Source organism: Sphingomonas epibiotica, assembly GCF_039615155.1.
Taxonomy (GTDB): domain Bacteria; phylum Pseudomonadota; class Alphaproteobacteria; order Sphingomonadales; family Sphingomonadaceae; genus Sphingomonas.
Genome location: NZ_JBDGHY010000007.1, coordinates 169428 through 184639 on the forward strand (window position 1 = coordinate 169428; position 15212 = coordinate 184639).

Below are 15212 nucleotides of genomic sequence, written 5' to 3' on the forward strand. Positions count from 1 at the left end.
ATCCATGGACGCGCGGCGCACGTACGGGCTTTAAGACCAAGACCAACTATAGCCGTTACCGGCATATAACGGACATCGGGGATCAGGGTGACAGGAATACCAGCCGATTCCGGAACGGATATTGCTGGCGCGGCCAGAAGTTCGCGCTTCTGGCTGACCCCGCATGCGCTGCGCCTGCGGCTCTATGCCACGTTGCTCGTTCTCGACATTACCGCAATTGCGTTCGGGTTCCTGCTGCCGAGCCATTTGCTGAAGTCCGACTTCAAACTGTTCGAGCTGCTGACGGTAACCGCGATCGTCTATACCGGCATCGCGTTCAATTCCGGCGCTTTCTCGCTGCGGTCGACGCAGGACGTGTCGGTGGACACCGCCCCTGCCGTCCGGGCGCTGCTGTTCACCTATGGCGTGCTGTTCCTGCTGTCCTATTTCCTGAAGCTGGAGCGCGATTTGTCGCGCCTTCTGATCGGCATCGCGATGGTCGTCGGCACGCTGACGCTGGTCGTGTTCCGGCAGATCGTCGCCATCTACGTCGAATCGAAGCTGCGCGACCGGTTGCTGGTGCAGATGTTGATCCTCGACGGTGCCGACATGGCGCCGCCGCCGGGGTTCCGCGTGGTCCGCGCCAGCGATATCGGCCTGGTTCCCAACCTGCGCGACCCGGCGATGCTCAACGCTTTCGGCTCGCTGATCCGCGAATGCGAACGCGTGGTGGTCGCCTGTTCCGAAGCGCGCTGCCAGGACTGGGCGATGTTGCTGAAGGGGGCAAATGTTCGCGGAGACGTGGTCGTCGACACCATCGCCCACTTCGGCGCCCTCGGCGTGTCGCAGATCGGCGACCGCCCGACGCTGACCGTGTCGGTCGGGCCACTGTCGCTGCGCGATGCCTTTGCCAAGCGGGCGTTCGACCTCGCGGTGTGCGTGCCCGCGCTGATCGCGCTGGCGCCCGCGCTGCTGCTGACGGCCCTGCTGATCAAGCTCGACAGCCCGGGGCCGGTGCTGTTCCGCCAGCGACGTGTCGGGCGGGGCAACGAGTTCTTCGACATCCTCAAGTTCCGCAGCATGCGCGTCGAGCAATGCGATGCCGACGGCAATGTCTCGACCAGCCGCGACGACGACCGCATCACCCGCGTCGGCTATTTCATCCGCCGCACCAGCATCGACGAACTTCCGCAGCTGCTGAACGTGTTCTTCGGCCAGATGAGCATCGTCGGGCCGCGTCCGCACGCGCTGGGTTCACTGGCCGGCAATCACCTGTTCTGGGACGTCGACACCCGTTACTGGCACCGTCATGCGCTCAAACCCGGCATCACCGGTCTGGCGCAGGTCCGTGGCTATCGCGGCGCGACCAACCATGTTGAGGACCTGACCCGCCGGTTGCAGGCCGATCTGGAATATGCCGCCAACTGGTCGTTCTGGCGCGACGTCACGATCCTGGCGATGACGGTGAAGGTCGTCGTCCACAAAAATACTTATTGAACCAATTCGGAGTAAATTCGTTCGTCGCCGATCGACGAAGGAATTGATTTGGGTTTGTTTTCTCGCGCGAAGCCGGTCCTGCGGTTGCTGCTGCGGCTACGGCCGCTGGCGACGTTGTTCGCCAATCTCAGGACGCCGTTCCGGGTCATCCTCTATCGCCGTGCGCGCCTGTCGATCGCCGGCCCGGTCAGCGGCCGGGGACGGCTGGCGATCGGCAAATGCTGGCCGGGGCAGGTGTCGCGCGGAACCGAGGTCGCGGTGCGGCCGGGCGGCGCGATGTGCGTCGACGGCATCTTCGCGTTGCATCGCGGCGTCGAGATTCGCGTGAGCAAGGGCGGTCGGCTGACGCTGGGCAGCGGCTATCTCGCCGACGATGTCCGAATCGATTGTCATCAGGCGGTGACGATCGGCCACCGCGTCGCAATCGCGGCACGGACCGTCATCATGGACACCGACCATCACGACCTGACCGGCGCACGGGCGCGGACCGCGCCGGTGGTGATCGGCGACGATGTGTGGATCGGCATGGGGGTGATGATCCTGAAGGGCGTGACGATCGGATCGGGTGCGGTGATCGCGGCAGGATCGATCGTGGTACGCGACGTCGCCCCCGGCATGCTGGTCGCCGGCAGTCCTGCACGCGATATTCGCGCGGTAACCTGGTCGCTCTGATAGTTGCGTTATTTGGTGAACAATAAAGGCGCAATCATTTACCGCGCGTTTACCAACTATCCTTTAGTAACCATCATTCCGGTAGCTGCAGAAAAGCTTTGGTAAGACCTGATCCGCTATCTGGTGTGCAGCCAGATGGAGGATGCCATGAGTCTTCAGGCACGCATAATTGAAGAACAGCTTGTCGGTCGCCGCGAAGACGACCGTGTTTCGGTCGGTCGCGCGTGCGTGTTGCGCGTGTCGGGACGGCCGCCAGTGCATAGCGCGCTGCTCGACCTGACCCGGCATGGTTGCCGGATCCGGACCGGGCATCCCCTTGCCGTCGGCGAGTCGGTGCTGCTTGGCCTCGCCGGGGTCGGTACGGTCGAGGCGACCGTGGTGTGGGGCGAAGGCACCCAATATGGCTGCGAATTCGTCACCACGCTGCGATCGGGCGCCGTGTCGGATGCCACGCGCGGCAACGTCGTCAGCTTCGACGTCGCGCCCGCCGCGCAGCCGTTCAAATGGTCGCCCCGCCAGCGGTTGCTGACGATGGCCATTTATGCGGTAACGCCGTGGCTGGCGATCATGGCAGCGATCCCCCTGTTCAGCTCGAACTGAACGGTCAATTGGCCGCGATTTGTCGTCGGGCCATGCGCTCGCGCGGGGTCAGCCGGTGTGCCTCAGCCTGCCGGCGCGCGGGATCGTCGCGCGCCGGCATATAGGTCGCGCGGCAATAGCCGAGCAGCAGCCATAGCAGCGGCGCCGATTTCATCGAGAAGGTGCCGGTGCCGCCGACCAGCAGCCACACATAGACGTACAGCGCGGCGGCCCAGGCCGCCCGGCGCGACGTGTCCGAATTCTGCGGCACGACGATGATGAAATAGGCCCAGTAGACGAAGGCGCCGGCCAGTCCCATCGACGCGATCACGAAGCCATAGCCGGTATCGCCAGTGCGCGATATGAGCGAAGGAACGCCGAACAGATAGTCGCCGGCATCATATTCGGTCAGATAGCGATAGGTCGTGCCCAGTCGCCCGACCGGATCGTCGCCGGTCCGCCAAGGGATGAAGGCGAACAGCAGGAAGGTCGCGCCCAGCGACACGACCGGGACCAGCCCCTGCCAATAGCGCGGCAGGCGCGGGAACAGGAAATAGCCGATCAGGAACAGCGGCGCGAGCAGCGACGACATGCGCGCATTGTTCGTAACGACGATCAGGAACACGGTGGCCAGCGCCAGTACCCGCTCCGCGATGCTCAGCCGCTGCCACAGGGTGCACAGATACACCATGATGACGATCGAGAAGCAGTTGATGCTGACTTGTTCGAGGAAGATCGACGAGGTGCGCGGCCCGTCATACAGGCCGAAGGTGAAGCGCCCGCTGTACGAGATCGTCCCGATTGCCAGCGAGTTTTCGTCCATGAACTCCTTGGCGACGAAACCGCGGGTCTTGATCAGATAGTTGGCCGGCTGGAAAATCGAGGCATAGGTGTCGACGCTGCTGATCTCAAGCAACAACACGCCGAGCGCGATGACGCAGCTGACTGCGAAGGCGATGCGCACCATGCGTTCGTCGCAACGTATGCCGAGGATGGTGAAGGCGGCGATGATGAGCGCGTTGCGCACCCCTTCGATCATCGGCCGTTCGAACACCAGCGACCCGATCACCGCGACCAACACGATGCCGGAAACAAGCAGCAACGGCGCCACGTCCTCGCGGCGGATGCCGTCGCGAAGGAAGGACATGCCCATCGCGCCGAGGATGATCGCCAGTTCGGCGGCGATGACGATCACGTTGTTCATCGGCGCGCCGGCGGCGGCAGCGGCGGCGAAGATGCCGTTATAGGCGATGGCGATCGGCGGCAGCAGCGTCATCGCCCAGCGCAGCCCCGCCGAGTCGCGGCTGGTGCCGGCCTGAAGTGCGACGCGGTTCACCGCGCCGCCGCGTGCTTGAGGCCAAACGTCACGGCGATCATTCCCTTCCCAGCGAAGCCCCGCCAATAGCAGAGCCTTGGCCGCTTTGCGAAGGGGGGAGGCACGATCCGTCCGTTCGACGTACCGTGCCTCCCGCAGCCGATTATACGTCGACGCTGCCCAGCCCGACGCTCGATCCGACGGCGCTGTAGATATAGAAGCGCATGCCGTTCTGTTCGATCATCCCGTCGAACTCGAGCGCGCGCGTACCGGTGATGGCAACGGTGCCGCCCGCACCCGACAGGTCGAGGACGCCGTCGTTGAAGCGGATGATGCCGTCGTCATTGCCATCGAACAGTGCCGTGGTGGTGACGATCATATCGCGCGCAGTGAGGGTCAGTGAATCATTGCCGAGGCCCGCGACCGGATTGGCAGTGTCGAAGAAGAAGATGTCGCTGATCTTGCTGTTGCTCGACGACTTGAGCACGTCGTTGCCAAAGCCGCTTTCGGCGACCTGCTGGTTGCGGCCGGCGACCGGGCGGACGCGGGCGTCGCCATAATAGAAGACTCCATCGATATTGCCCAGCAGCCGCAGCCCGGCGGCGCCGTTCGCGCCGGCCAGCACGACCGCATCGCCATCGCTGGTGTCGAGTGCCACCGTGCTGCCACGCCAGGTGATGATGCCGTCGTTATTATTGTCGCGGATCGCGCGGTCGACCGCCAGCACGTCGCCGCGCTGCCAATCGGTGACGGTGTCGACACCCGAAACGCCGGAGGTCCGCAGTTCGAAGATATCGCGCCCCGCACCGCCGGTCAGCTTGTTGGCGACTTGGTTGCCGATCAGCCGGTCGTTGCCGCCGCCGCCGATCGCATTCTCGATCGTGACGCCATAGGCGATCGAGATATTGTCCTTGTACAGCCCGTTGGTCAGGCCCAGTTCCTCGCGCAGCGCGGTATAGGCGTCGAACGTCGCTTGGCTGCGTGGGGCAAGCCCCTGCGCCGCGCGGTTGGCGTTGACCTGTTCGAGCGTCAGGAACGATTCGATCCCGCCGCCCGAGGAGAAGGCACCGGCATTGAGGTCGATGACCGACGGCGTGTTCCAGCCCGAGAAATCGAGCGTGTCGTTGCCGCCCGCGTCATAGATGGCGACGATCGGCGCTGCGTTCTTGGTAAAGTCCAGTTCGGCGCGGTTGGCGGTGGAATTGAAGCCGTAGACAGTGTCCCCGGTGCGGGTCGTCTTGTCGGCGCCATAGAGTTTCTGGATGGCGACGATGTCATGCACCATCGGCGTCGATGCATAGCCGAAGCGCAGATTGGCCCAGTCGATATGCTGCGCGCCCGTCTCGTACGCGTCGAAATAGCTCATGATCGAATATTGCGCCGAATCCTGGGCATAGGCGGCGTCGTTGGCATAGGTGATCGGATCGGGAACGCCGTCGCCGTCATCGTCGTCCAGCGCGTCGTAATCGCCAGGATGGCTGAGGCCCAGCGAGTGGCCCAGTTCATGGACGATTGTCGTCTTGGCGTAGAAGCTGTCGCGCACCGGGAAGAAGTTGGAGCTGACGAAGCCGTCGATCCACACGTCGCCGCTCAGCCGGCCGTAATCCTCGAGATCGTAGAATTTGGCGAAAGCCGAATCGTCGTAGATGTTACCGAACGGCAGATAGGCATAGGCCTGTGCCCCGCCGGTGTTGGTGTTGCCGAAGGTGATGTCGGCATTGTACGACTTGGTTTCCTTGAACGTGATGGCGATCAGGTCGTCCCACAACGCGATCCCGGCGCGGGCCAGCATCCGCTGGTCGGCGTTGAATGCCGAAAAGGCGTCTGCATAAAAGGCTTCGTCGAGGGCGATGGTGCCGGTCGCGTTGACGTAATAGCTGTTGGCCAACTCGGCATAGCTGTTCCAGAAGCCGAAGTTCAGAACGCCATCGTTCAGTTCGCCGTAGTTGTTGAGATTCCAGCTGTAACCCGAACGCGTCAGGATATTGCCGGCCTGCGTCGCCGTGGCGATCGGCTTGTTCGCATAGGTCTGCCCCGCGAACGGATCGAGCGACAGCGACTCGACGATGTCGTCGGCACCGCCCAGCGGCCAATCGCGTTCCACCGGCGTGCCGGGTACCAAAGTGCTCAGTTCCATACTCAATTCTCCCCTGTAAGTCGGTTGTTCGGTCGTGCGCCGCGCCATGGCAGCGCTTGGTCCAGCGCGCGTTCGGCAAGGGTCTCGAAATTCTCGCCCTTGCCGGCGATGACCGCCGGACCGATCCATTCCCCCTGCGCATCGTCCATCACGATCGATGGGCGCGCGGATAGTGCGATCGCCGGCCGGCCATCGACCGGCGCCAGATCGGCCGTGATCTGTACGCGCGCCCGATCGGCAGCGTCGAAGTTATCGACCGGCACCGGCGCGCCCCGTTGCAGGATGGCAAGCAGAGTCGTGCATTGGTCGGGCGTTGCGGCGATGCAGGTCAGTCCGACCGACCGGACTCCACGCCAAAGTGGCGCGGCGATCGTGCGCTGCGACATGGCGACGGTGAAGCTGGTCAGGGCGGGCGGCGGTGCATTCGGCAAATCGGGCAACGCTGCGCTCCCTGGACAACTGTCGCGATGATGCGCGCGCCAAGAAAAAGCGCCAGACAATATTACCGAATTTTAACTAACCTGCCGCAACCGTTGCGAAAATGGCACACAGCGTCCCATTGCGGGAATGAAGGTACATAATTCATGTCGCACTGCCGCAATCCAACTTGCATCGATATGCGTTTGTCGTAGATGCGAACGAAGGGGAGCGGGGGGTTTTGGATGTCCGGAAGGATGAACTGGCAGATCTGCGTAGCGCGCTGCTGATGCCAATGGTGGGGTGAACTCCGCCGGAAATCGATCAGAATCCGCGGAATATGATGGCAGGCTTCTCGCGAAGCCCATCTTGCCAGTCGTTTTGCTGCGTCCCGGCCCACCGATTCTAAAGTAACGGTATAATATTCGCTCGCTTTCGCGTGCGCTCGATCCGCGGATCGTCGCTTCTCGGGGGCGGGTCGTCGCGTGTGCCCCGCAAATACTTCATCCGTGGTAGAAAAAATCCGGGGTCAATCCCGGGTTCCACTGCGGTCAACGGATTTTGACGGTTAACGGCTGTCCTATAGCTGGAAAACATGGACGCCTGTTCATGATCGATAGTTGAGAATTCCTTGACCGTTCAAGAAATTGAACGTAAATGCCGCTTTAAGCATAGTGCGCCAGCAACGGCGAGTGTGCTGACGGAATGTTTTCAATATTTTAGGAAGGAACGACGATGGCCGATCCGATTTTTCGCGATAACAGCAACCTGATCACCACCGCTTCGCGTGTTGACATCACGCTGAACAACACCTCGGACGTCTATGACGCCAGCGGCGCGTCGACCGCGTTCGTGTTCAAGGAAGGCGATGCCGGCGACGACACGCTGACCGGCTTCGGCAGCAACGATTCGATCCTGAACTACAAGAAGATCTTCGACGGCAACGGCGACGGCTTCATCCAGTTCGGCGCGAACGGCGAACTCGACATCGACCGCACCAGCCGCAAGAAGGCCGGCAACGACCAGATCCAGGTCACCGGCGAAAACGGTCCGGTCACCGAACTGCGCTATCTGGGCAGCAAGGGCGCTCCGGGCGACCTGCATGTCTATGCCAACTCGGCGACGCTGAAGAATCTGTGGATTTCCGAGTTCGGCGGCCGTGCCAACGTCATGGAAGGCACCGTCGGCAACGACACGATCGATTTCGGCGGCGGTAACAAGACCCTGCTGATCGACAACGCGCTCGGTCTGAACCTCGGTCAGGACACCTTCACCAACTTCGGCGCCGGCGACAAGATCGTCACCACCGCGAAGCTGTTCGACAACACGATGAACAACGTCGTCGGCTTCGGCAAGAACTTCGTCCTCGACGTTTCGGGTGCGGCCGGCCCGCTGCCGACCGATCCGAAGACCGGCCCGGGCGGCCAGATCGACTTCGCGACCCCGGACGTTCAGCAGATCAAGTTCGTCGGTTCGGAAGTCCATGGCGGCGTGACCTACTACATCTACGAAGCGCCCGACGCTTCGACCCCGCCGCTCTAAGCTGACGGCAAACGGTCGCTTCTACTGCGATCGGAACGGGAGGCGCTGGCGAAAGCCGGCGCCTCTTTTTTTGTTTATCGTTCGTGCGATTGAGCGTTGGACGACCCATGCGGCGGCGGCTGGCCGTTTTGCCGGAGGGGCACTGCGACGTCGCCAAGCGCCTTCGCTCGGTGGTCCAGGCGGATTGACCTTAGGGTTGGATGACCTGAACCTGACCCGTTCGTCCCGAGTAGCCATTGAGCTTGTCGAAAAGGCGTACGAAGGACCGTCTGTGGCAGGTGCTTCGATACGGGTCTTCGACTTCGCTCAGCCCCTACTCAGCACGAGCGGTTTTACTTCATGTCATGACGCCACAGCTCGCAACGCTCGGACTGGATGCAACGAGCGTCCGTAGAAGCTTCAGTATTTGCCGTCCCCCGAACGACCGTAGCGGCTTGGCGACCGATCGACCGTCGCGTTGAATGACGGCTGGTAGAGCCGTTGGTGTCGGGTAGGGGGTGAGCTTGTCGCGAAATACCTGCCCGAAACGGTCCGTCGATCCGGCATTTCGGCAAGCGCAATGCCTGTCATGCGCGATTGCCGCAGCAGGGCCGTCCAAGGGACTATCGAGGACGAACGGAGCAGGCTCCATGTCATCATGCTTCGGACACGAAAAAGGGGGCGGAACCGGCAACCCGGTCCCGCCCCCTCGATCGCCGACGAAGGTCGTTCAGAGCAGCGCCAGCGCCTCGGCCGGATCGGTCGCCGAACCGATCATGCTGTAGATGTAATAGGCGACGCCATTCTTCATCAGCATGCCGTCATATTCGATCTTCCGTACGCTCGATCCGTCGGTCGCCTCGATCGCGATCGAACCGCCCCCCGACAGGTCGAAAACCTTGTTGGAGCCGGCACCGATCAGCCCGTTCTTATTATTGTCGCGGAGGCGGACAGTGGTGACGAGGAAATCCTCGGCCGAAAAGTCCTTGATCCGGTCCTTTCCGCCCGCGCCCGTCGCGTCGTAGAAGAAGACGTCGCTGCCTGCGCCGCCCCACATGGTGTCGCTGCCCGCGCCACCGATCAACAGGTCGTTGCCGTCGCCACCGAACAACTGGTCGTTGCCGGCCAGTCCCTCGATCCGGTCGTTGCCGCCGAGACCCTCGATCCGGTCGACGGCGGCTGTGCCGCGCAGCCGTTCGCCGAAGTTGCGGAAATCGAACTGCGCGATCGCAGGGTCATGGTCCGACAGCGCCGGGTTAGTGCCGCCTTGCGTGTTATAGCCGGTGTTGATGTGGACGACATCATAGTTGGCGACCGCGCCAAGTTGCTGGTCGACGATGACATGGTCAATCGCCTGCGACCGTCCGTCGAACATATAGGTATAGCGTTCGGCCTCGGACAGTTTCGTCACGGTCAGATTGTCGAACCGCGCGCCGCCGTCGCGGGCGTTGCCGTTCGCATCGACATAGCCGGTCGCCGCTTCCAGCGCCCGGTTGAAGTAGAATTCGTTCCAGTCGCCGCCCGCGACGATCCGGTTGTCGGCCGAAGCCGACTGGATCGTGTCCAGCATGTGCCACACGTCTTCGGCAATGGCGTTGCGCTTCGCCCAACCGTTATTGAGCGGCTGACCGTTGTCGATATCCTGGTCGAGCTGCCAGAAGCTGCCCGAACCGCCCTTCGACGGTAGATGGTTGGCGGCGACATAGACGCTGTTACCGGCGAATTTGAACTCGCCGAGCAGCGACTTGCGGGTATTGTTCCAGTCGGCGGCGTTGATCTGGGCGGCGATCTCGCTGTCGTCATGGCCGATCCGGTCGCCGGCGTCGCGCACGCCATCGCCGATCCGGTCGGTAAAGGCGCGGCGCTGTTCGATCGTCGCATCGGCGGCGAGGTCGCCCAGTTGCACGCGGTTGGTGTTGTAGAGGAAACCGACGCGGATATTGCCGCTCTGCTGTCCGCCTTCGGCATTATAGACCGGCAGTTCGTCGACCCATTGATAGCGCTGCCCGGTGGCGGCGTTGACCGCATCGACCAGCTTCTGCCACGTCAGCGACGCATCGGTGCCGGTCGACGAACTGCCGTCGCCCGCCGCCGCGCCGTTATTGTCCTGTATTTCCTCGATCGTCAGGATGTCGGGCGCCTTCAGATTGACGGCGATGGCATCGGCGATCGCGGTGAAGCGGGCCGCCGGATCGGTCGCCGCCAGATTCTCGACGTTGAACGTGCCGATGGTCAGCGCACGCGAATCGGCAACGATGGTCGTCACCTCGCGAACCGGGGTCGTGTCCTCCTCGATCGTCACCGGATCGGTCACGACCAGCTTCAGGTCGGTGAAATCGAATTCGACGATGCCGGTCACGTCGCCCAGCTTGTCGCCGGCCGACGCCGAATCGATCAGTCCGGCCGGGGCCGCGGTCGCGAAATCGGTGAAGTCGAGTTCGAGAATGTCGGGATTGGTGTCGCCGTCATGGATATAGCGACCGCCCGAGTGGACATCGTCACGCGTGTCGCTGGTGTCGGGCGGCGACAGGCTGGGGTCGCCGGCGATCGTATAGCCGCCACGGCTGTTGATCTGGTCGGCATCGGCGTGAACCGTCGAATAGGCTTTCAGGAACGGCTTGCCACCCGACACGCTGACGAAACCATCGGCGACGACCATGTCGGGCACGGTGACCCGCATCCCTTCGATCGTCTCGAAGAAGTCGAGTGCGTCATTGGCGGGATCGAAGCCAGCGCCACCGACCGAATCGAAATAATTGGGCACTTCGTCGGTCAGGATCGCGCTGGGAATGGCACGACCCGGCGTGCCGTCGAGGATCAGCGTCGGCAGGTCCTGGTTGCTGGCATCGATGGTAATGCCGCTGACGCCGGTCAGCACGGTGCGCGGCATGTTGGTGAACGCCTGATATTCCATCACCTGCGCGGTGACGGTCACCAGGTCGCCGACGCGCAGGTTCGGGGCGAGCGCCGCCAGCGTCGTGCCGGCGTTGCGATCGTCGCGGGTCATCACGAAGATGCCTTCGGAGGTCAGCGCGCTCGAATCCCAGTCGGCGGTTTCCTCGGTCAGGTAGAAGCCTTGGCGTGCGCCGCTGCCGTCGAGTGCGGTGACCACCGCCTGCACGGTCACGGTGGTGGTCGAGCGGATATTGAAGCCGCTGACGCCGTCGGCTGCCAGTACCGGGCTGAAGAAGGCGGCGCCCTGCACGTCATGGATGCGGTACAGGTCGTCGTTGACGATCGTCGCCTCGCCCAGCGAATCGGTCAGGGTCGCGCCGTTGGTGGCGTCGGACAGCGCGACATAGAATTTCTCGTTGCCCTCGCGGACGGTGTCGCCGTTTACGGCGATCGAGACCGTCGCCGTTTCCTGGCCGGCGGCGAATTCGACCCGGCCGCTGGCGCCGACGAAATCGCTGCCGGCGGTGGCGGTGTTGCTCATCGTTTCATAGGCGACCGAGAAGGCCTCGCTGCCGCCGGTGCGGGTGATGGTGAAGGTCGCCAGCGTCTGGCCCGAATCGCCCTCGACCACCGAAACGTCGCCGATCGAGACCGAGGGCGGGGTGCCGTCGTCGTTCAGGATCGTGCCCGTGGCTTCCGCAGCCGCGATGGTCGCACCGCCCGTGGCATTGGTCAAAGCGAGCGCGATCGTTTCGTCCGATTCGCGTACGGTGTCGCCGGCCACGGTGATCGTCACCGTCTTGGCGGCCTCGCCCGCGGCAAAGGTCAGCGTGCCGCTCGGCAAGGTGCCGACGATGTCGTCGGCATCGGCGGTGCCGAAGGTCGCGGCGAAATCGACGGTCGCCTCGCCGGTGCTGCCGCCGTCGCGGGTGATGGTGAAGGTCAGGTCGACGGTGCCGGCATCGCCTTCGTCGACCGTCACGTCACCGACGCTGAACGCACCGGCATTGTCGCCACCGCCACCGACGGTGAAGCCCTTCGCATAGGCGACGCCGGCGGCATCGTCGTTGGTCCAGTTCGCCCGGTTGGCGATCGCGTCAAGGATCTCGGCGCGGGTGCCGGTCGTCGGGCCGGTATAGGCACCGTTATCCTCGCCAAAGGCCAGCGCATCCTTGCCGGCGGTCAGGCCGGTCGGCACCGCGCTGGTGTTCGAATTGGTCGCGTCGCCTGCGAACGCCGTCTTGCCGTCGGCGAAGTTGAGCGCGAACAGGAAGGTCGGGTTGGCGGCGGTGCCGCTATAGGCGAGGATCTGGTCGCCGCTGGTCGACGGATTGAACTGTCCGGTCAGACCGGTGACCTCGAACACCGTCCCGATCTTGGCATCGGCGGGGATGGTGTAGGCGACGGTGCCTTCATTGGCGCGGAACCCGCCCGCCGCCAGCCAGCCATTATCGGTGAAATAGATGGTCTGCCCGGCCAGATCGGCCAGCAATACGAACGCGAACGACTTTACCCCGGTATCGGCACCATAGCCGATTAACGCGATATCCCCAGCAACTGCCACGCTATTTCCCCTTTTCCGGTTTGATCGCCGGCTAGGATGGTAACATGACAGCTATATTAATTACCCGTAACCATATCGTACGATCGCCACTGGGTCGGCATGGTACCATCGTGTCGGCCGGTCCGGTCGGTGGTCGTTGCGACAGCCCCGAACGACGACGACCGGATACGCGATCGCGCACCCGGTCGTCTTTCGGCGATCATCGCCGCGCCGGGCCGATCCCGGTCGCTACGGTTACGCGCTGAAACAGTCGTGCATGAACGGCGGAATCGTCTGCATCCACAGCTTCGCTGCGGGTGTCGCCGCCTCGCCATGTGCCGGGGCGACCGCGCCGAGCGCAAGGACCGCTTCGGCAATGGCGCGGACTTCGCTGGGCGCGAGGATTTCGCTGACCGGATCGCCGCCCATCAGTTCGACTTCGGCAATGATGGCGCAAAGATTATCGAGATGCATGGCTTACCTCCCACCGATTCCCCATCGATAGCCTGTAAAGATGAAGAAAGGATGTGCCAAACGGGGGCGGGGCGTTTTGAAAAATTTTCGCGGTCGCAATATCGCTCGAACGACGAAACGCCGGCCCCGTCGGGACCGGCGTTCGTTTTCGGGCGATAGCTGGATCAGAAGCTCAGATCGCTCGCATCGGTGCCGACCGAGCCGACCAGCGAGTAGACATAGTAGGTCAATCCGCCGCGGACGACCGATCCGTCGAATTCGAGCGAGTCGATCGCGGCGCCCTTGGTATCGCTGACCAGCAGCGAGCCGGTATCGCCAGGCAGCGCGAACTTGCCGTCGCTGGTGGTGATGATGCCGTCGTTATTGTCGTCGGCCAGCTTGGTGGTGGTCACGACCAGGTCGTGCTTGCCGAAATTGCCGATCGTGTCGTTGCCGAGGTCGAGACCGTGGGCGGTGTCGAAGAAGAACACGTTCTTCGACTTGTTGCGGGCGTCGCCCATGAACGCGTCGTCGGCGGTGGTGCCTTCCTTCGCGCTCTTCGGACGGGCGCTGGCATCGGCATATACCGCATGGCCTGCGTCGTCGGTGCCGAGGAAGCGCAGCTTCGACACACCCTCGATCACGACCGTGTCGCCGCCCTTGCCGCCATCGATCGACACCTTGCTCTTCGACAGGGCGATGATGCCGTCATTGTTGCCGTCATACAGCTTGGCATCGGTGACAAAGAGGTCGGTCTTGTCGAAGCCGACGATGCGGTCCTGCCCGGTGCGTGCTTCGTTCGAGAAGTAGAAGACGTCCGAACCGGCGGTCCCTTTCAGGATTTCGTTGGCGCTGGCATTGCCGTTGATGACCGATGCGGCCTGCAGCAGGTCGAGGAACGGATCGGCGGTGACCGGCGGGACGACGACCGGGGCAACGACCGGCGGCAGTTCGACGACCGGTTCCTCGACGACCGGGGCGGCCTCGATCGACAGGTCGACGGTGGCGTTGGTCAGATGGACGCCATCCGATGCGGCATAGGTGAAGCTGTCCTCGCCGCTCCAGCCTGCATTCGGGGTGTAGATGAACGAACCGTCGTCCGAGAACTTGATGGTGCCGTGATCCGGGCCGTCGACCAGGCTCGCGGTCAGCTTCTTGCCCTCGGGGTCCTTGTCGTTCGACAGGACGTTGCCGGTCACCGCATTGTCCTGGTCGCCGTCGAACGCGTCGTCCACCGCCTCGGGGGCGAGGTTGACGACCGGCGGGGCAACGACCACCGGCGCCTTGCCGGCGTCGATCTCGCTGATCGTCGCCTTCAGATTGTCGGTGACACCCATGTACAGCGTGATCTTGGTCGATTCACCGGCCTTGAGCGTGCCCAGGCTGAAGGTCAGGTTCAGCGTCTGGTCGACGGTCTTGGCATAGCCCTTTGCCTGCGATGTGTTGGCCGCCGCGAACGGATCGAGATTGACGAAGCCGTAGAAGGAAGCGGTTGCCCGTGCGTCCTGCGAATAGAGGAAGAAGGGCGTGTCCTTCTGCAACATCGCCGTCACCAGCGCGCCGTCGCCCTGTTCGATCTTGTTGGCGGTGTCGTACTTGCCGGCCTGATCGGGATCGGCGGTCCGCATGTAGCGGACGTCGTTCATCGTGGTCGACGAATTGTTGGTCAGGACGACATCGATCTTGATGTACTTGGCGTCATCGGCCAGCGTGATGGTCTGCGCGATGCCCAGCTTGTCCTTGGTCGCACCGACCCATTCGGCCTTGCCTTCGGCGGCGTTGCTGGCATCGGTCAGCTCGCCCTTGATCTGGCGATAGCCGGTCAGCAGCTGGTTGCTCTGGACGACCTTGTTCGAACCGATCGTGTAGCCGACGTTGAAACCTTCGATCGAGCGGCCCTGCAGCAGCACGTCGTCGAGGGTCGTTTCCTTGCCCTGGCCGAAGCCGTCGAGGTCGGCGACCATGCCGAGGCGCAGGAAGCCGCTGTCGGCGTCGGTGGCGAAGCCCTTGGGCGCGTTCTTGGTGGTGCCCAGATTGCCGTCGGCATTGATGCCGATGCTGAGATAGGTGCCCTGCAGATGAAGTTCGCCGTTGGCGATCGCGCTGTTGATGGTCATCGTTTTTCCCCGCCGAAAAGAACTGTGAAATCTCGTCGGAACTCGCGGCCTGCAGTGTTTGTCTGCTTCGCAAATCCTGTGACCATA

Annotated in this window: 10 protein-coding genes; 4 read left to right on the plus strand and 6 right to left on the minus strand. The window is 63.1% G+C overall.

Translation table 11 applies throughout. The features are described 5' to 3' along the window. Positions 1 to 87: 87 nt before the first annotated feature. The 3 genes from AAIO73_RS15040 (at position 88) to AAIO73_RS15050 (ending at position 2748) form a co-directional block, all read left to right on the plus strand. Positions 88 to 1476 (plus strand): exopolysaccharide biosynthesis polyprenyl glycosylphosphotransferase, encoded by a 1389-nt coding sequence (locus tag AAIO73_RS15040; protein WP_345879009.1) that lies wholly within the window; start codon positions 88 to 90, stop codon positions 1474 to 1476. Positions 1477 to 1524: 48 nt separating this feature from the next. Then, positions 1525 to 2148: an acyltransferase gene (locus AAIO73_RS15045; RefSeq protein ID WP_345879010.1), complete on the plus strand. Its 624-nt coding sequence runs from the start codon at positions 1525 to 1527 to the stop codon at positions 2146 to 2148. Positions 2149 to 2295: 147 nt separating this feature from the next. Beyond that, positions 2296 to 2748, plus strand: a complete 453-nt coding sequence (locus AAIO73_RS15050) for a PilZ domain-containing protein (RefSeq protein WP_345879011.1) — start codon at positions 2296 to 2298, stop codon at positions 2746 to 2748. 4 nt (positions 2749 to 2752) lie between these two features. Here AAIO73_RS15050 and AAIO73_RS15055 read toward each other — a convergent pair whose 3' ends face one another. From AAIO73_RS15055 to AAIO73_RS15065, 3 genes are all read right to left on the minus strand, one after another. Continuing rightward, positions 2753 to 4063, minus strand: a complete 1311-nt coding sequence (locus AAIO73_RS15055; RefSeq protein ID WP_345879012.1) for a hypothetical protein — start codon at positions 4061 to 4063, stop codon at positions 2753 to 2755. Positions 4064 to 4205: 142 nt separating this feature from the next. Further along, positions 4206 to 6179, minus strand: coding sequence for a M10 family metallopeptidase (locus AAIO73_RS15060; RefSeq protein WP_345879013.1), 1974 nt, complete (start codon positions 6177 to 6179; stop codon positions 4206 to 4208). A 2-nt stretch (positions 6180 to 6181) separates the two neighbouring features. Further along, positions 6182 to 6619: a hypothetical protein gene (locus AAIO73_RS15065; RefSeq protein WP_345879014.1), complete on the minus strand. Its 438-nt coding sequence runs from the start codon at positions 6617 to 6619 to the stop codon at positions 6182 to 6184. A 712-nt stretch (positions 6620 to 7331) separates the two neighbouring features. Between AAIO73_RS15065 and AAIO73_RS15070 the strand changes: the two genes are divergently transcribed. Beyond that, positions 7332 to 8138: a hypothetical protein gene (locus AAIO73_RS15070; RefSeq protein WP_345879015.1), complete on the plus strand. Its 807-nt coding sequence runs from the start codon at positions 7332 to 7334 to the stop codon at positions 8136 to 8138. Between the two features lie 709 nt (positions 8139 to 8847). Here the strand turns inward: AAIO73_RS15070 and AAIO73_RS15075 are convergent. From AAIO73_RS15075 to AAIO73_RS15085, 3 genes are all read right to left on the minus strand, one after another. After that, positions 8848 to 12576, minus strand: a complete 3729-nt coding sequence (locus AAIO73_RS15075) for a Calx-beta domain-containing protein (RefSeq protein ID WP_345879016.1) — start codon at positions 12574 to 12576, stop codon at positions 8848 to 8850. Positions 12577 to 12810: 234 nt separating this feature from the next. Beyond that, positions 12811 to 13029: a hypothetical protein gene (locus AAIO73_RS15080; RefSeq protein ID WP_345879017.1), complete on the minus strand. Its 219-nt coding sequence runs from the start codon at positions 13027 to 13029 to the stop codon at positions 12811 to 12813. 164 nt (positions 13030 to 13193) lie between these two features. Beyond that, positions 13194 to 15125, minus strand: coding sequence for an Ig-like domain-containing protein (locus AAIO73_RS15085; protein WP_345879018.1), 1932 nt, complete (start codon positions 15123 to 15125; stop codon positions 13194 to 13196). Between the last annotated feature and the right edge of the window lie 87 nt (positions 15126 to 15212).